Here is a 16,935-nt window from a genome sequence, read left to right as displayed (position 1 = left end):
ACGGTGCGGTGCCCCCTATCCTGAGTTTGTGCCGCTACTAAACAAAGTACGGACGGCCGTATCGGGGGGCCCTGGCGGAGACACCGCCACCGACTCCCTGTCCCGCCTCCGCTCCGCCCTGACCCTCTTCTTCGCGCTCGACGGCTTCCTGTTCGCCGGCTGGGTGGTCCGCATCCCCGCCGTGAAGCAGCAGACCGGCGCATCGGCCGGCGATCTCGGCCTCGCCCTGCTCGGGGTGTCCGCGGGCGCCGTGATCACCATGACGCTGACCGGCAGGCTCTGCCGCCGCTACGGCTCCCACCCGGTGACCGTCGCCACCGCCGTCCTGCTCTCGCTCTCGGTCGCGCTGCCCGCGCTCACCCGCTCGCCGCTCGCGCTCGGCCTCGTCCTGCTGGTCTTCGGCGCCGCGTACGGCGGGATCAACGTCGCCATGAACAGCGCGGCCGTGGACCTGGTGACCGCGCTGCGCCGCCCGGTGATGCCGAGCTTCCACGCCGCGTTCAGCCTCGGCGGCATGCTCGGCGCCGGCATCGGCGGGCTGCTCGCCGGCAGCCTCTCCCCCACCACGCATCTCCTCGGCCTCACGGTCGTCGGCCTGGCCCTGACGGCCGCCGCCGGGCCCGTACTCCTGCGCCACCCCTCGCCCGCACCGCCCGAATCCCTCGCGGCTCCCACCGGTCGGCGATCGGGCGGCGGCACCCGCGCGCGTGCGTCCCGCCGCACGGTCGTCGTCTTCGGGGTGATCGCGCTCTGCACGGCGTACGGCGAAGGGGCGCTCGCCGACTGGGGCGCCCTCCACCTCGAACAGGACCTCCACGCGCACCCCGGGGTCGCGGCGGCCGGATACTCCGTCTTCGCGCTGACCATGACCGCGGGCCGGCTCTCCGGCACCGCGCTGCTCGAACGGCTCGGCCAGACCCGCACCCTGGTCACCGGTGGCGTGACCGCCGCCGCCGGGATGCTCCTCGGCGCCCTCGCGCCGACCGTCTGGGCCACCCTCCTCGGCTTCGCGATCACCGGCCTGGGCCTCGCCAACATCTTCCCCGTCGCCGTGGCCCGCGCGGGCGCCCTCGCCGGCCCCGGCGGCGTGGCGACGGCCTCCACCCTCGGCTACGGCGGCATGCTCCTCGGCCCGCCCTCCATCGGCTTCCTCGCCGACTGGTTCTCCCTGCCGGTGGCCCTCACCACGGTCGCCGTACTCGCTGCCGGAGCCGCGGCCATGGGCTACTGGGCCCGCAACGCGGGAGCGGCCCAGGCCAGTTGATCCGCCCGCCGAGGGGCATGGACCTGCCAGAATCCACCCCATGGACGCGAGCACCGAGCACACCTTGAAGATCACCGAGCACATCGACGCCCTGGAGACGGCCGGCCGGGCCCTCGCGGACGCGGCGGCCGAGGCCGGAACGGACGCCGAGGTCCCGACCTGTCCCGGCTGGCGGATCAGGGACCTCCTCCGCCACACGACGACCGTTCACCGCTGGGCCACCGCCTTCATCACGGAGGGCCACACCGGGTACCACCCCGAGGGCGCCGAACCCGACCTGGACGGCGCGGAGTTGATCGCCCACTACCGCGACGGACACGCCACGCTCGTCGCCGCCCTCCGGGCCGCCCCCGAGACACTGGAGTGCTGGGCCTTCCTGCCCGCCCCCTCACCCCTGGCGTTCTGGGCCCGCCGCCAGGCCCACGAGACGATCGTCCACCGCGCGGACGCCGAGTCCGCGCTCGCCACCGGCCCCCGCCCGGTGGAAGCCGCCCTCGCCGCCGACGGCATCGACGAGCTCCTGCGCGGCTTCCACGCCCGCGACCGCAGCCGCGTGCACACCCCCGAACCCCGCACCCTGCGCGTCCGCACCACGGACACCGGCGACCTCTGGACCGTCCACCTCTCCGCGACGGCACCGCCCCGCACCGAGCGGGGCACCCGCCGGGCCGAACCCGCGACCCCGGCCGACACCGAACTCAGCGGCCCCGCCGACCTGTTGTACCTCACCCTCTGGAACCGGCTCCCCGCCGGCGCCGTGACCGTGACCGGCGACGCCGAACTCGCCCGGCTGTGGCGGGAGAACTCGGCGGTCATCTGAACGCCGTGAGCGCCCGGCCGGCCCGTACCGCCTGGTCCGCCGCCGGGCTCGGCCCGTCAGCCCAGCCAGCCGGGCCGCACCAGGCCCGACTCGTACGCCAGGACGACGAGTTGGGCCCGGTCCCGGGCGCCGAGCTTCACCATCGCCCGGCTGACGTGGGTCTTCGCGGTGAGCGGGCTGACGACCAGCCTGCGGGCGATCTCCTCGTTCGAGAGGCCGATCCCCACCAGGGCCATGACCTCCCGCTCACGCTCGGTCAGCGCGCCGAGCGCCCCGGTCGCGGCCGGGGCCTTGGAGCGGGCGGCGAACTCCTCGATCAGGCGGCGCGTCACGCCCGGGGAGAGCAGCGCGTCCCCGTGGACCACGGCACGCACCGCCCTCAGCAGCTCCTCGGGCTCGGTGTCCTTCACGAGGAAGCCGGAGGCGCCGGCCCTGATCGCCTCGAAGACGTACTCGTCGAGCTCGAAGGTCGTCAGCATCACCACCCGCACCCCGTCGAGGCCGGGGTCCTCCGTGATGCGCCGAGTGGCCTCCAGGCCGTCGAGCCGCGGCATCCTGATGTCCATCAGGACGACGTCCGGCCGCAGCGCGCGCACCCGCTCCACCGCCTCCTCCCCGTCCGCGGCCTCCCCCGCCACGGCGATGTCCCGCTGCGCGTCGAGCAGGGCCCGGAACCCCGCCCTGACCAGCGCCTGGTCGTCGGCGAGCAGGACGCGGATGCCGGTGCCGGTGCCGGTGCCGGTCACGGGAGGCTCCTCCGTCACGGGGTCGCTCACGGGCCGCCCCTCGGGCACGGGATCGCTCACGGGCCGCCCCTCGGGCTCGGGATCTCCATCGGTCACGGCGTCTCCTCCGCGGGGAGTGGGAGTACGGCGTGGACGCGGAAGCCGCCGTCCGGGCGGGCGCCCGCCTCGATGGTGCCACCGAGGGCGGCGGCCCGCTCCCGCATGCCGGCGAGCCCGTTGCCGCTGCCGCCGGCCTCGGTGCCGGTGGCGGGGCCATCGTCGTCGACGCGCAGATCGAGGCGGCGCGGACCCCGGGCGATCTCGACCCGGGCGGTACGGGAGCCGGAGTGGCGGACCACGTTGGTGAGCGCCTCCTGGACGATGCGGAAGGCCGCGAGGTCGGCGCCGGGCGGCAGCGCCGTACGCGGCCCGCTGGTCGTCACGGTGACGGCCAGGCCCGCGGCGCCGGCCTGTTCGACGAGTTCGGGGAGCCGGCCGAGGCCCGGGGCGGGCGCGCGGGGTGCGTCGCCGGGGGTACGGAGGGTGTCGAGGACCTGCCGTACCTCGCCGAGCGCCTCCTTGCTGGCCGCCTTGATGGTGGTGAGGGCCGTGCGCGCCTGCTCGGGGTCGGAGTCGAGGAGGGCGAGGCCGACGCCCGCCTGCACGTTGATCACGGAGATCGAGTGCGCGAGCACGTCGTGGAGCTCCCGGGCGATCCTGAGCCGCTCCTCGTCCGCCCGCCGCCGCTCGGCCGCCGCCCGCTCGGCCCGATGCTGCGCCCACTGCTCGCGCCGGACGCGCACCAGCTCGGACGCGGCGAGTACGGCGACGGCGAAGGCGGCCCCCGAGAGATCCTGGCCCCAGGAGGCGGGGCCGTCACCGGCCGGCGGGAGACGCCCGTACAGCCAGTGGGAGAGCACCAGATGGCCCGCCCACAGCAGGCCGAGCGCCCACCAGGCCGCGACGCGGTCGCCGTGCACGACGGCGGCGAAACAAGCGATGGCCACCAGGGCGAAGACCGGGCCGTACGGGTAACCGGCCGCGAGGTAGCCGAGGGTGACGGCCGCGACGCCGAAGACCACGGGCACCGGGTACCGGTGACGCAACAGCAGCGGCGCCGCGCCGAGCACCAGGAGCGCCCGCCCGAACGCGTCGAGCGCCTCGCGGTCCGGCTGGTTCCGCGCGGCGAGCCCACTCCCCACCATGACCAGGACGGCGATCAGCAGCGTCGAACGCCAAGGCAGACCACGGCCGGGCTCCGCCCCGGGCGCACCAGGCCCGCCGCCCGCCCGGCCCCACCGCCCGAAGGGTCCTCCGCCGCCGCGCCCGCGCGCCCACGCCTCGTCCATACCGGCCACGCTAACCGCGTGCCGCGCGCGGGGACGTCAGCCGAGCGGGGTGGTCACACGTACTCCCGCCGGAGTAGACGGGGCCGAGGGTTACGCCCCCGGCCCTGGTCCGCCGCCGGGCACGTGGGCCCGGCGTACACCCCTGGCCCGGGTCCGCCACCAGACAAGAGAGCCTGGCGTACACCCCCGCCCTTCGTCCGCCGCCAAGCACGTGGGCCCGGAGCACACCTCCCCGGCCCTGCCCGGTCGGCCGCCGGGCGGGTCAGCCGCGCGGCAGGAGGCCGACGTCCTGGCCGAGGCGGCGGGCGGCGGCGGCGAAGAAGGTGTCGCGGTCCTCGACGACCCGGTTGAACTGGCCGAAGACCTCGAAGGAGATCAGGCCGAAGAGCTGCGCCCAGGCGGCGACCAGGGCGATGGCGAGCGCGGGCGGGAGGTCGGGGGCGATGTCGGCGGCGAGGCGCTCGGCCTCGGGGCGCAGCTCGTCGGGGAGCGGCGGGAGGGCGATGCCCTCGCTCTCGTGGGCCCGGCGGGTGATGTCGATGAGGACGAGGCCGGCGCGGGCGGCGGGGGCGACGGTGTCCTGGGGGGCGGTGTAGCCGGGGACCGGGGAGCCGTAGATCAGGGCGTACTCGTGCGGGTGGGCGACGGCCCAGGCGCGGATGGCGCGGCAGACGTCGGTCCAGCGGGCGAGCGGGCGCTGCCCGGCGGAGTCGGCGGCCGCCTTCTCGGCGGCCTCGCCGACGGCGTCGTAGGCGTCGACGATGAGGGCGGTCAACAGGTCGTCGCGGCTGGGGAAGTACCTGTACAGCGCGGAGGAGACCATGCCGAGCTCGCGGGCGACGGCCCGCAGGGACAGCTTGGCGGCGCCTTCGGCGGCGAGCTGGGTGCGGGCTTCGTCCTTGATCGCGGCGGTGATCTCGATACGGGCGCGGGCTCGGGCTCCTCGAACGGTCGTCATGGAGAGCAGTGTGCCACTTTCAGAGCATCGCAACGAAATGAGAGCACTGCTCTTGCTTGAGAGCACCGATCCGTGCACACTGATCTCAAGCGAGAGCAGTGCTCACACTTTGACTCCCGAGGAGGACCTCATGTCCGCTCAGCCCACCGACCCGGCCACCCCCTCCACCCCCGCCCCCGCCACGCACGTGATGAAGCCCGGCTGGTTCACCGTCAACGTCCTCAACCGCGCGGTCGCCTGGATGACCCGCCGGGGCATCAGCGTCTGGGGCTCGCGCGTCCTCGCCGTCCGGGGCCGCAAGAGCGGCGAATGGCGCCGCACCCCCGTCAACCTCCTGACGGTGGACGGCGAGCGCTACCTGGTCGCCCCGCGCGGCCACGTCCAGTGGACCCACAACATGCGGGCCGCGGGCGGCGGGCAGCTGCACCTCGGCAAGCACGTGCAGGAGTTCACCGCCGTCGAGGTGGCCGACGACGACAAGCCCGCGCTGCTCCGCGCCTACCTCAAGCGCTGGAAGGCCGAGGTCGGCGTCTTCTTCGGCGGCGTCGGCCCCGACTCCTCCGCCGAGGAACTGCGCGCCGCCGCGCCCAAGCACCCCGTCTTCCGCATCACGACGACGGGCCCCGTCACCCCGGCCGCGTGAACGGACCGGGACGGCGGAGCCCGTCCCTCGGATCAGAACCTCAGAGCGTCAGAGCTCCGCGGGAGCTCCCTCGTCCTCGGAGCCGGACGCCGTCCGCTCCCGCTGCGAGACGCCACGGCCCGCCGGGCCGACACCGGACGAGGTGTCCATCCGCCGGTCGAGCATCTCGAGCGCGCGCCGGGCCAGGCCGTTCGAGCGGACCATGCCGCCGAGGGTGGCGGAGCCGCGGGTGATGTCGGCGAAGGCGTTCCAGGCCGGGCGCAGGCCCGTGATCGCCGCGTGGAGCAGCCCCGGGCGCCGCTCGAAGACGGCGAGCATCCGGCGGCCGACCGCCATCTCGACGCCGAGCCCGGCCTTGATGGCGAAGGCGTAGTTCAGGGCCTGACGCCGGGCGTCGACCGCGTCGTTCGCCTCGGCGACCCGTACCGCCCACTCGCCCGCGAGGCGGCCCGAGCGGAGCGCGTACGAGATGCCCTCACGGGTCCAGGGCTCCAGGAGTCCGGCGGCGTCGCCGCAGACCAGGACGCGGCCGCGGGAGAGCGGCGAGTCGTCGGTGCGGCAGCGGGTCAGATGGCCGGAGGAGATGGTGGGCTCGAAGCCGGAGAGGCCGAGCCGGGCGACGAAGTCCTCCATGTACCGCTTGGTGGCGGCGCCCTCGCCGCGTGCCGAGATGACACCGACGGTCAGCGTGTCGCCCTTGGGGAAGACCCAGCCGTAACTGCCGGGCATCGGGCCCCAGTCGATCAGGACGCGGCCCTTCCAGTCCTCGGCCACGGAGGGCGGCACCGGGATCTCCGCCTCCAGGCCGAGGTCGACCTGGCCCAGCCGCACACCGACATGAGCGCCTATCCGGCTCGCGCTGCCGTCGGCGCCGACGACGGCGCGCGCCAGGACGGTCTCGCCGCCGCCGAGCACGACGGCGACGGTCCGCCGGTCCGGCACGGAGGCCCCGTGCTGCTCGACCCGGACGACCGTGGCGCCGGTCCGCAGTTCGGCGCCGGCCTTCTGGGCGTGCTCGACGAGCTGCGCGTCGAACTCGGGACGGTTGATGAGCCCGAAGAGCATCCGGCGCGAGCGGCGCGTGCGGGCGAAGCGGCCGTCAAGGGAGAAGGTGACGGCGTGCACCCGGTCCTGGAGCGGCAGTTCGAAGCCCGGCGGGAGCGAGTCGCGCGAAGGGCCGATGATGCCGCCGCCGCAGGTCTTGTAGCGGGGCAGCTCGGACTTCTCCAGGAGCAGCACCCGGCGCCCCGCGACCGCCGCCGCGTACGCCGCGGACGCGCCGGCCGGGCCCGCGCCGACGACGACCACGTCCCAGACGTCGGCCGCATCGTCGGGGGTCTCGTCGGGGGTCTCGTCGGCCGTCTCCTCGGGGGTCTCGTCCACCGTGGCGCCCCGCGTCCCGTCGGCCGGGGCGTCCAGCGTGCCGTCCGGGGTCCCGTCCGCCGGCGCCGGCGCTGTGTCGTCCGACGCGCTGTCATCCGTGCCCTCGGGAGCCGCGTCCACGGGCTCGGGGTGCTTCGGACCGGCGTTCTCTCCGTGCTCGCTGCTCACGATGTGTTTCTGCTCCTGATCCGACCGGTGGTCTGCCTGACGCATCCTACGGCGCGGTAGCCGGGCCACAGAGCCGTAGGATCGACGGTGCGTTCGGCGTACCACGACCTACGTCGAACACCGTCCTCAACGTCGTAACGTCGCACCCACCAGGAGCGTGCCCATGTCCTCGAATCCGATCGCCGAGACCGTGCGGTCCCTGATGCCCACGGCCAAGGCCGAGCTGGCCGAGCTGGTCGCCTTCGAGTCCGTGGCGGACGAGGCGGTGGCTCCGCGCAGCGAGTGCGAGGGGGCGGCGAACTGGGTCGCGGACGCCCTGCGCGCGGAGGACTTCCAGGACGTCGCGCTGCTCGACACCCCGGACGGGTCGCAGTCCGTGTACGGCATCCTGCCCGGCCCGGCCGGCGCGCCGACCGTGCTGCTCTACGCCCACTACGACGTACAGCCGAAGCTGGACGAGTCCGCCTGGCTGAGCCCGCCGTTCGAGCTGACCGAGCGCGACGGCCGCTGGTACGGGCGCGGCGCCGCCGACTGCAAGGGCGGCTTCATCCTGCACCTGCTCGCGCTGCGCGCCCTGAAGGCGAACGGCGGCGTCCCGGTGACGGTCAAGGTGATCGTCGAGGGTTCGGAGGAGCAGGGCACCGGCGGTCTCGAGCGGTACGCGGAGCAGCACCCCGAGGTGCTCGCGGCGGACGCCATCGTGATCGGCGACGCGGGCAACTTCCGGGTGGGCCTGCCGACGGTGACGGCGACCCTGCGCGGCATGACGATGATCCGGGTGCAGATCGACACCCTTGAGGGCAACCTGCACTCCGGTCAGTTCGGCGGTGCCGCCCCGGACGCGCTGGCCGCGATGATCCGCGTCCTGGACTCGCTGCGGGCCGAGGACGGTTCGACCGTCGTCGACGGTCTGGTGGGCGACCAGGTGTGGGAGGGCCTGCAGTACCCGGAGGAGGACTTCCGGCAGGACGCCAAGGTCCTCTCGGGCGTGGACCTGCCGGGCGCCGGCACGATCGCCGACCGCATCTGGGCGCGTCCGGCCGTCACCGTGGTCGGCATCGACTGCCACCCGGTGGCCGGGGCGACCCCGTCGATCCCGAAGTCGGCCCGCGCGCAGCTGAGCCTGCGGGTGCCGCCGGGCCAGGACTCGGTCGAGGCGACGAAGCTGCTGTACGCGCACCTCGAGAAGCACACCCCGTGGAACGCGCGGGTGTCGTTCGAGCAGGTCGGCCAGGGCCAGGCGTTCCAGGCGGACACGTCGAGCCCGGCGTACGCGTCGATGGCCGAGGCGATGCGGGTCGCGTACCCGGGTCAGGAGATGCAGACGGCGGGCATGGGCGGCTCGATCCCGCTGTGCAACACGCTGGCCTCGCTGTACCCGGAGTCGGAGATCCTGCTGATCGGTCTGAGCGAGCCGGAGGCGCAGATCCACGCGCCCAACGAGTCCGTGTCGCCGGAGGAGCTGGAGCGCCTCTCGGTGGCCGAGGCGCACTTCCTGGTCAACTACGCCCGCTCGAAGCGGGCCTGACACCCCGTCGGGTTCAGCGCTCGGCGAAGCTCGCCGAGAGCGTAGAACCATGCGGCGGACCTGCGTGGATGCGTAGGTTCGCCGTATGGCACCCATCGAACTCGCCCGGATCTCCCCGCGTCTGCACCTCCTCGACTTCTCCATCGGCCAGGCCTACCTCTGGCAGGACGAGGAGGAGCTGACCCTGATCGACGCCGGCTGGACCGGCTCGGCGCCCGCGATCGCGGAGGCGATACGGGCGGCCGGTCTCGTCCCGGAACGGCTGCGCCGCATCGTGCTGACGCACTGCCACCGGGACCACGTGGGTGCGGCCCAGGAGCTCGCGGACCTGTACGGCGCCGAGATCGTCGCGCACCGCCTCGACGCGCCGGTCGTGCGGGGCGAGGCGCCGGTCCCCGACCCGGACCTGGTGGACTGGGAGGTGCCGCTGTTCGAGCACGGTCTGACCGTGCCGGAGGCCCCGCCGACCCGGGTCGACCGGGAGGTCGAGGACGGCGACGAGCTCGGCTTCGGCGACGGCGCGGTGGTCGTGCACACGCCGGGCCACACGCCCGGCTCGATCGCCGTCCACCTGCCGCGCCACGGCGTGCTGTTCACCGGCGACACGGTGGCGTCGGTGCGGGGCGTGACCTTCGGCGTCTTCCACGTCGACCGCGCGCTCGCGCTGGACTCCCTGCGGGCGCTGGCGAAGCTCCGTCCCTCGGTGCTGTGTTGCGGCCACGGCGCGCCCGTGATCGCGGACACGGCGGACCTGCTGTCCGCCGCGGTCGAGCAGGCGGCCCCCGTGGACGGGCCGGTCGGCACGCCCACCGACCAGGCCCCGGCCGATCCGGCCGCCGGCGACGACGAGCTCGCGACCCAGCCGGTGGGCTACTGGGCCGGCCTCGTCCACGCCACCGTGACCCGGCGGCTGCGGGACGCCATGGCCGCCATCGACGTCACCCAGCCCCAGTACTGGGTGCTCAACCGGGTGCACGGCGGCGCCTCGGCGCCGTCCCGCAAGGAGGTCGTCGACCAGCTCACGCCGCTCGCGGACGGCCCGCACGAGATCGGCCGGGTGGTGGACCAGCTCCTGTACCGGGGCTGGCTCGCCCTCGACGCCGGGCAGCGCCTGATCCTCACCGACGCGGGTGAAGCCTCGCGCGTCCGCATCCGTGAGCTGGTCACCTCCCTGCGCGCGGAGGTCCACGCGGGCATCGAGGACGACGAGTACGTCGCCGCTCTCAAGGTGCTGCGCCGGATGATCGCCAACGTCGGGGGCGCTACGGGCGGCGGGGAGAGCCGCCCGTAGGGCGCGCCGGCGGGCGCGGCACGGTCAGCCCACCGGGACCCCGGCCTCCAGGTTGAGGACGGTGCCGCGTTCGCGGGCGCGGAGGGCCCAGCGGAGGCGGTGGTAGCGGACGGGGGGCAGGAGGTCGGCGGCCTCCTCCTCGGTGACGAAGCGCCAGTCGCGGAGTTCGGCGCCTGGGAGGCGGAGGCGTGCGGTGTCGTCGCCGCGGAGGGTGCCGCCGTCGAAGAGGAGGCGGAGGCCGCCGTAGCCGGGGGGCTTGGGGCGTTCCCAGTCGACGAGCAGGAGGCGGGGTACGGCGTCGAGTTCGAGGCCGATCTCCTCGGCGACCTCGCGCATCCCGGCGCGGGCGGGCGGTTCGCCGGGTTCGACGACGCCGCCGGGGAACTCCCAGCCCGGCTTGTAGGTGGGGTCGACGAGGAGGAACCGGTCCTGTTCGTCGAAGAGCAGGACGCCGGCCGCGAGGGTCTCGCCGGTCGGCTCCGGGGTCTGGACGATCCCGCAGGGGGCGGCCCGGCCGGCCAGGACCGCGTCGGCGACGGTCCGGGCGGCCTCGGCCGCGGTGAGCGCCGAGGTGTCGACGGTGAACGCGTCGGCGGCGAGCCAGTCGAGGGCGGTGCGGTACGACGGGAGGTGCGCGTGGCACCACGCGCGTACGCGGGCGTCGGCCTCGGGGTCCTCGTGTTCGGTCCGGCCGTCGATCCGCTGACGCAGGATCGTTTCCTCCGGAGCGAGCAGAACGTGCCGGACCTCGATGCGGCGGGCGGCGAGCGCACCGAAGATCTCGTCCCGGTACTCCTGCCTGAGCAGGGTCATGGGGACGATCAGGACGCCGCCGACCTCGGCGAGCAGGGCCGCGGCGGTGTCGACCACGAGGCGCCGCCAGATCGGCAGGTCCTGGAAGTCCTCGACCTCGGCGAGCCGTTTGGCCGGCAGGAGCGAGCTCATCGCCCCGCCGACGAGCTCGGGGTCGAAGACACGGCTGTGCGGGATCAGATCGACCAGCTCGCGCGCGGTGCTGGTCTTCCCCGCGCCGAACGTCCCGTTGATCCAGACGATCACGATTCCCCCTCATCGGTAGCCCACTGTGGCTTGCCCTCAACACCCTGCCACGGAAACCACGAACACATGTCCGAGCCAGGAGGTGGTGACGCCGGGCCTGCCGGGGCCGGGAGGACTCGTTCAGGAGGCAGCCGCCCACGGCGCCCCGCCACGCGGGCGCGTGGCGGCGGCCGCCGCGCCGAGGAGGCCCGCGTCGGTGCCGGTGAGGGCCGGGACGACGGTGAGGTCGCGGACGAAGGAGAGGGTGGCGTACGAGCGGAGACTGCGCCGGAGCGGGGCGAAGAGGACCTCGCCCGCGCCCGCGACCCCGCCGCCGACGACCGCGATGTCGATCTCGACGAGGGCGGCGGTGGCCGCGATGCCCGCCGCGAGCGCCTGGGCCGCGCGCTCGAAGGAGGCGACGGCGACCGGGTCCCCGGCACGTGCCGCGGCGGCCACCCCGGCGGCGGTCGCGTCGCCGTCGGGCCCGGGCAGCCAGCCGTTCTCCAGGGCGCGGCGGGCCAGTTGGGGGCCGCTGGCGATGCGCTCGACGCAGCCCCGCGAGCCGCAGGCGCAGGGGTCGCCGTCCAGGTCCACCACGATGTGGCCGATGTGGCCGGCGTTTCCGGTGGGGCCCGGGTGGACCCGGCCGCCGAGGACGAGGCCGCCGCCGACGCCGGTCGAGACCACCAGGCACAGCGCGTTGTCGTGACCCCTGGCCGCTCCGACCCAGTGTTCGGCCGCCGTCATGGCGACGCCGTCGCCGACGAGGGTGACGGGCCGTCCGCCCGCGGCCTCGCGCACGCGCGCGACGAGCGGGTAGTCGCGCCAGCCGGGCACGTTCACCGGGCTCACGGTCCCCCGCGCGGCGTCGACCGGTCCCGCGCTCCCGACACCGACGGCCCCGGCGGCCTCCCACAGCGGGGAGGCGGCGAGGTCGGCGAGCACCGCCTCGACCGCGCGCATCACGGTCTCGCCGTCCTCACGCGCGGGCGTGGGCCGCTGGGCGCGGTGCAGGAGGCGGCCTTCGCCGTCGACCAGGGCCCCGGCGATCTTGGTGCCGCCGATGTCGAGCGCGACGGCGAGGCCCGGGGCGAAGTCGGTGTGCATGGACGCGGATTCTCCAGTCGGCGGCAAGGTGACGGGGTCGTTCCGCCAGTCTCCCCTGGCCTGACAACGTTGTCCAGGCCCTATGCTCGGCGGAGACGACCAGCAGCGCCGTACGCCGGGACCTCACGCCGTCCCGCCAGGAACCCGACATGACGGAGGAACCCCGCACCGTGGCCGAGATCGCCCGCCGCCCCGAGCCCCGCTACGGCACTCGCCCCACGATGAAGGACGTCGCCGCCCGCGCGGGCGTCGGCCTGAAGACGGTGTCCCGGGTCGTCAACGGCGAGCCGGGTGTCACTCCCGACACCGAACGACGGGTACGGGAGGCCATCGAGATACTCGGCTTCCGCCGCAACGACAGCGCCCGCGTCCTCCGCAAGGGCCGCACCGCCACCGTCGGCCTGGTCCTCGAAGACCTCGCCGACCCCTTCTACGGCCCCCTCAGCCGCGCGGTCGAGGAGGTCGCGCGGGCGCACGGGGCCCTCCTCATCAACGGGTCGAGCGCCGAGGACCCGGAGCGCGAGCAGGAGTTGGCCCTCGCCCTGTGCGCGCGCAGGGTCGACGGGCTCATCGTCATCCCCGCGGGCGACGACCACCGGTACCTGGAGCCGGAGATCAGGGCGGGCGTCGCCACCGTCTTCGTCGACCGCCCCGCCGGGCTCATCGACGCCGACGCGGTCCTCTCCGACAGCTTCGGCGGCGCGCACGCCGGCGTGGCCCACCTCATCGCCCACGGCCACCGCCGCATCGGCTTCATCGGCGACCGCCCGCGCATCCACACCTCGGCCGAGCGGCTGCGCGGTTACCGCGCCGCGATGGAGGACGCGGGCCTCCCGGTCCGCGAGGAGTGGGTCTCCCTCGGTTCCACCGGCCCCGAGCGGGTGCGCGCGGCGGTACGGGAACTGCTGTCGGCGCCCGAGCCGGTGACGGCGGTGTTCGCCGGCAACAACCGGGTGACCGTCACGGTGGTCCGCGCCCTGGCCGGCCACCCCGGCCCGGTCGCCCTCGTCGGCTTCGACGACATCGAACTGGCCGACCTGCTCGGTGTCACGGTCATCGCCCAGGACGCCGCCGCCCTCGGCCGCACCGCGGCGGAGCGCCTGTTCCGCCGCCTCGACGGCGCCGACGACGCGCCCGAACGCGTCGTCCTCGGCACGACCCTCCTCGCCCGGGGCTCGGGCGAGATCCCGCCGCCGACCGCCTGACGCCGACGGGGCCCCAAGGGGCCTCAGCAGATCCGCAGCCCCGCCACCGCTCCGCCGCCCGAACCCCCCGCGAGGTGCAGGACGCTGAGGTAGACGTTCGTGTTGCCGCTGTCGTCGTCGGTACGGGCGAACCAGCGACTGGTGCGGCCGCCGTAGGACTCGGTGCGGTCGAGGTCGACCTGGCAGAAGAAGGTGTGCGGGCCGGCGCCGACCGTACCCATCTCGCCGCCGTCGTAGCGGGTGGTCGTGGCGCTCCGTACGACCTGGCAGCTCGCGGAGGAGCCGGAGGAGACACAGCCCGTGGCGGCGGGCGGCGGGGCCTCGGTGGTGGGCGAGGTCGTGGTGCCGCCGCCGGAACCGCCGGTCGTGGTCGTGCCGCTCGTGGGGGCGGGGCCGCCGGGCTTGCCGGGTGCCGTCGTACTGCCGCCGGACGGGGGACGCGTACCGGAACCGCCCGCCGCGCCGCCGGAGGAGGCGCCCGGGTCGGAGCCGCCCGCGCCGTCGCCGCCCCCGGCGGCCGCGTCGCCGCCGGGCAGCGGGCCGGACGCGGACGGTCCGCCGGGACTCGTCCCCGTGGTCGGCGTCGCGGTGCCGCTCGGCTGCCCCGAGGGCGGCGCGCTGCTCGTCCCGGGGTCAAGGACCCGGCCGGGGTCGCCGCCCGCCGTGCCCTGGCCCCCGTCCCGCGAGGTGTCACCGGTGGCCCGGTCGCCGCTGCCGTGGTCCATGAGCGCGTACGTGATCCCGCCACCGGCGAGCAGCACGGCGGCCACCGCGGCGGCCACCAGAACGCTCCCCCGGCGCGACTTCGCCCCCGCGCGCCGCGCGGCCCGCCCGGGCGCCGGCTCGGCCGGAGGCACGGGTGCGGGCGCCACGGCCCCGTACGGCTGCGCCACGGGTCCCAGGCCCGCGTACGGCTCCACCGGCCCCGTGAACGGATCGCCGAAACCGGGGACCGGCTCGGCCGCGACGGCGGGTTCCTCCGGTGCCACGGCCATGGGCACAGGCGCGGGCGCGGGCACTGCCGCGCCCTCCGCCCCGGCCACCGCGCTCAGGAGCCGGGCCGCCTCGCGTGCCGTCGGCCGGGAGGCGGGGTCCTTGTCGAGGAGGCGGAGCAGGACCGGGGCGAGGGGTCCGGAGCGGGCGGGTTCGGGGAGGGGTTCGGTGACGATGGCCGCGAGGGTCGACCAGGTCGACGTACGGCGGAAGGGGGAGGCGCCTTCGACGGCCGCGTAGAGGGTGGCGCCGACCGCCCAGACGTCGGAGGCGGGGCCGGGGTCCTGGCCGCGGGCCCGTTCGGGGGCGAGGAAGTCGAGGGAGCCGACGATCTCGCCGCTGCGGGTGAGGTGGGTGGCGGAGCCGTCGCCGGGGTCCTCCATGGTGGCGATGCCGAAGTCGGTGAGGACGATCCGGCCGGACCGGTCGAGCAGGATGTTGCCGGGCTTCACGTCCCGGTGGAGCACGCCCACGTCGTGGGCGGCGGCCAGTGCTTCGAGGACGCTGGCGCCGATGCGGGCGGCCTCGACCGGGTCGAGGGTGCCGCGCTCGGCGAGTACGTCGTCGAGGGAGGGCCCGTCGACGAGTTCCATGACGATGACCGGGCGGCCCTGGTGCTCGGTGACGTCGTGGACGGCGACCACTCCGGGGTGGCGGACCCGGGCGGCCGCGCGGGCCTCGCGGGTCATCCGCAGCTGGAGGTCCGCCAGTTCGGGTGCGGCGGCGTCCGTGTACGTACGGAGTTCCTTGACGGCCACCTCGCGGCCGAGGACCTCGTCGACGGCCCGCCAGACGACTCCCATGCCTCCGCGCCCGAGTTGGCGCACGATTCTGTAGCGGCCGGCAAGCCGCCCGTTCTCCCCCGAAGACACCGCTGCCCCGTTCCCCTGTCGAGCATGTGCGCGGATGCGCGTGAACTCGTACAGAGTACGGGGCAGTTGGCTGGATCGCGTCCCTTACCTGATCTTCGTTCCTACTCGGCGGAGGCGGTGAGGTCACCGCGGCGCGGGGCGGCGAAGCGGTCGAGGGCGGCGCGGTCCATGCCGGTGAGGGCGTCGACCTCGGCGGTGTCGAGGGCCCCGCAGTCGATGCCGCGCAGCAGGTAGGAGCTGAGGGCCTTGGCGGTGGCGGGCTCGTCCATGACGTCGCCGCCGGCGTGGTTGGCGTAGGCGGAGAGACGCTTGGCGGCGGCCTCGAAGCCCTCGCGGTAGAAGGCGAAGACGGCGGCGTAGCGGGTGGGGATGTGGCCGGGATGCATGTCCCAGCCCTGGTAGTAGGCGCGGGCCAGGGCGCGGCGGGTGAGGCCGTAGTGCAGGCGCCAGGCCTCGTGGACGTGCTCGGTGGAACCGACCGGGAGGACGTTGGTGGAGCCGTCGGAGACGCGGACGCCGGTGCCGGCGGCGGCGACCTGCATGATCGCCTTGGCGTGGTCGGCGGCCGGGTGGTCGCTGGCCTGGTAGGCGGCGGAGACGCCGAGGCAGGCGCTGTAGTCGAAGGTGCCGTAGTGCAGTCCGGTGGCGCGGCCCTCGGCGGCGCCGATCATGCGGGCGACGGCTGCGGTGCCGTCGGTGGCCAGGATGGACTGGCTGGTCTCGATCTGGATCTCGAAGCCGAGGCGGCCCTCGTCGAGGCCGTGGGCCTTCTCGAAGGCCTCCAGGAGGCGGACGAAGGCGGAGACCTGCTCGGGGTAGGTCACCTTGGGGAGGGTGAGGACGAGGCCGTCGGGGAGGCCGCCGTTCTCCAGGAGCCCGGTGAGGAAGACGTCGGTGGTGCGGATGCCCCGGTCGCGTACGGCGGCCTCCATGCACTTCATCCGGATGCCCATGTACGGGGCGGCGGTGCCGTTCGCGTACGCCTCCGAGATCAGGCGCGCGGCCTTGGCGGCGTCCTGGTCCTCGTCCTGGCCGGCGTAGCCGTCCTCGAAGTCGACCCGGAGGTCCTCGATGGGCTCGCGCTCCAGCTTGGCCCGCACGCGGCCGTAGACGTCGTGGGCGAGCTCGTCGGAGAGGCCGAGGACGGCGGCGAAGGAGTCGGCGTCGGGGGCGTGCTCGTCGAGGGCGGCGAGGGCCTGGTCGCCCCAGGACCGGATGGTTCCGGCGTCGAAGACGTTGCCGGGGACGTAGACGGTGTGGACGGGCTGGCGGGTGCCCGGGTCTCCCGGGTAGCGGCGGTCCAGCTCGGCGTCCACCGCGGCGAGGGAGGCGCTGATGCCCTCGCTGACCGCGCCCGCGAGGCTCGTCGACACCTTCTCCTGCTGACCCATCCCACATCCTCCTGTTTTCCGCTTCACGGAATCAACAATCCGTATAGCGAAGTTAGTAGGCAGCCCTGACCTGAGTCAATGGTTGTCCGAAACGGCCGGGGGGGGGGGGGGGGGGGGGGGGGGGGGGGGGGGGGGGGGGGGGGGAGGAGGGGGGGGGGGGACGTGGGGGGGGGGTCCGGGGTGGGGGTGTGGGCGGG

The 16,935-nt window shown here is 74.9% G+C and carries 14 protein-coding genes and 1 pseudogene; 7 read left to right on the top strand and 8 right to left on the bottom strand.

Annotation, left to right across the window (positions count from 1 at the left end):
- Positions 1 to 28: 28 nt before the first annotated feature.
- Together ACZ7G1_RS01095 and ACZ7G1_RS01090 are read left to right on the top strand one after the other, a co-directional pair.
- Complete coding sequence (locus ACZ7G1_RS01095) at positions 29 to 1,264, top strand: MFS transporter (RefSeq protein ID WP_470881978.1); 1,236 nt, start codon at positions 29 to 31, stop codon at positions 1,262 to 1,264.
- A 64-nt stretch (positions 1,265 to 1,328) separates the two neighbouring features.
- Positions 1,329 to 2,084, top strand: coding sequence for a maleylpyruvate isomerase family mycothiol-dependent enzyme (locus tag ACZ7G1_RS01090; RefSeq protein ID WP_470882015.1), 756 nt, complete (start codon positions 1,329 to 1,331; stop codon positions 2,082 to 2,084).
- A 56-nt stretch (positions 2,085 to 2,140) separates the two neighbouring features.
- Here the strand turns inward: ACZ7G1_RS01090 and ACZ7G1_RS01085 are convergent, their stop codons facing one another.
- The 3 genes from ACZ7G1_RS01085 to ACZ7G1_RS01075 form a co-directional block, all read right to left on the bottom strand.
- Positions 2,141 to 2,803 carry a response regulator transcription factor gene (locus tag ACZ7G1_RS01085; protein ID WP_470882014.1) on the bottom strand — a complete coding sequence of 221 codons (663 nt, stop codon included), beginning with the start codon at positions 2,801 to 2,803 and terminating at the stop codon, positions 2,141 to 2,143.
- A 119-nt stretch (positions 2,804 to 2,922) separates the two neighbouring features.
- Complete coding sequence (locus tag ACZ7G1_RS01080; protein WP_470881976.1) at positions 2,923 to 4,158, bottom strand: sensor histidine kinase; 1,236 nt, start codon at positions 4,156 to 4,158, stop codon at positions 2,923 to 2,925.
- Positions 4,159 to 4,420: 262 nt separating this feature from the next.
- On the bottom strand, positions 4,421 to 5,116 hold the full coding sequence (locus ACZ7G1_RS01075) for a TetR/AcrR family transcriptional regulator (protein WP_470881974.1): 696 nt from the start codon (positions 5,114 to 5,116) through the stop codon (positions 4,421 to 4,423).
- Positions 5,117 to 5,246: 130 nt separating this feature from the next.
- Here ACZ7G1_RS01075 and ACZ7G1_RS01070 point away from each other — a divergent pair, with 130 nt between their 5' ends.
- Positions 5,247 to 5,759, top strand: coding sequence for a nitroreductase family deazaflavin-dependent oxidoreductase (locus tag ACZ7G1_RS01070; protein WP_470881972.1), 513 nt, complete (start codon positions 5,247 to 5,249; stop codon positions 5,757 to 5,759).
- A gap of 48 nt (positions 5,760 to 5,807) precedes the next feature.
- Here the strand turns inward: ACZ7G1_RS01070 and ACZ7G1_RS01065 are convergent, their stop codons facing one another.
- Complete coding sequence (locus tag ACZ7G1_RS01065; RefSeq protein WP_470882013.1) at positions 5,808 to 7,142, bottom strand: geranylgeranyl reductase family protein; 1,335 nt, start codon at positions 7,140 to 7,142, stop codon at positions 5,808 to 5,810.
- 331 nt (positions 7,143 to 7,473) lie between these two features.
- Between ACZ7G1_RS01065 and ACZ7G1_RS01060 the strand changes: the two genes are divergently transcribed.
- From ACZ7G1_RS01060 to ACZ7G1_RS01050, 3 genes and pseudogenes are all read left to right on the top strand, one after another.
- Positions 7,474 to 8,838, top strand: a complete 1,365-nt coding sequence (locus tag ACZ7G1_RS01060) for a M20/M25/M40 family metallo-hydrolase (RefSeq protein WP_470881970.1) — start codon at positions 7,474 to 7,476, stop codon at positions 8,836 to 8,838.
- Between the two features lie 85 nt (positions 8,839 to 8,923).
- Positions 8,924 to 9,619, top strand: a pseudogene (locus tag ACZ7G1_RS01055) (MBL fold metallo-hydrolase); the annotation flags it as partial.
- 3 nt (positions 9,620 to 9,622) lie between these two features.
- Positions 9,623 to 10,129, top strand: coding sequence for a MarR family winged helix-turn-helix transcriptional regulator (locus tag ACZ7G1_RS01050; protein WP_470882012.1), 507 nt, complete (start codon positions 9,623 to 9,625; stop codon positions 10,127 to 10,129).
- A 24-nt stretch (positions 10,130 to 10,153) separates the two neighbouring features.
- On the opposite strand, the gene ACZ7G1_RS01045 is transcribed toward ACZ7G1_RS01050, so the two are convergent.
- Entirely contained in the window at positions 10,154 to 11,188 is a 1,035-nt protein-coding gene (locus ACZ7G1_RS01045; protein WP_470881969.1) for an NUDIX hydrolase, read from the bottom strand.
- A 120-nt stretch (positions 11,189 to 11,308) separates the two neighbouring features.
- Positions 11,309 to 12,277 (bottom strand): ROK family protein, encoded by a 969-nt coding sequence (locus ACZ7G1_RS01040; protein WP_470881967.1) that lies wholly within the window; start codon positions 12,275 to 12,277, stop codon positions 11,309 to 11,311.
- Positions 12,278 to 12,447: 170 nt separating this feature from the next.
- Between ACZ7G1_RS01040 and ACZ7G1_RS01035 the strand changes: the two genes are divergently transcribed.
- Positions 12,448 to 13,482: a LacI family DNA-binding transcriptional regulator gene (locus ACZ7G1_RS01035; RefSeq protein WP_470882011.1), complete on the top strand. Its 1,035-nt coding sequence runs from the start codon at positions 12,448 to 12,450 to the stop codon at positions 13,480 to 13,482.
- Positions 13,483 to 13,505: 23 nt separating this feature from the next.
- Here ACZ7G1_RS01035 and ACZ7G1_RS01030 read toward each other — a convergent pair whose 3' ends face one another.
- Positions 13,506 to 15,347, bottom strand: a complete 1,842-nt coding sequence (locus tag ACZ7G1_RS01030; RefSeq protein WP_470881965.1) for a serine/threonine-protein kinase — start codon at positions 15,345 to 15,347, stop codon at positions 13,506 to 13,508.
- A 101-nt stretch (positions 15,348 to 15,448) separates the two neighbouring features.
- The gene (locus tag ACZ7G1_RS01025; RefSeq protein WP_470881963.1) at positions 15,449 to 16,738 is read right to left on the bottom strand and encodes a DUF6986 family protein; all 1,290 of its coding nucleotides are present in this window, start codon (positions 16,736 to 16,738) and stop codon (positions 15,449 to 15,451) included.
- Positions 16,739 to 16,935: the final 197 nt, after the last annotated feature.

The sequence above is a fragment of the Streptomyces sp. NPDC037273 genome (assembly GCF_055603625.1).
The sequence above is the reverse complement of the archived record's forward strand: the minus strand, read 5'-3'. Positions and strand labels throughout refer to the sequence as shown.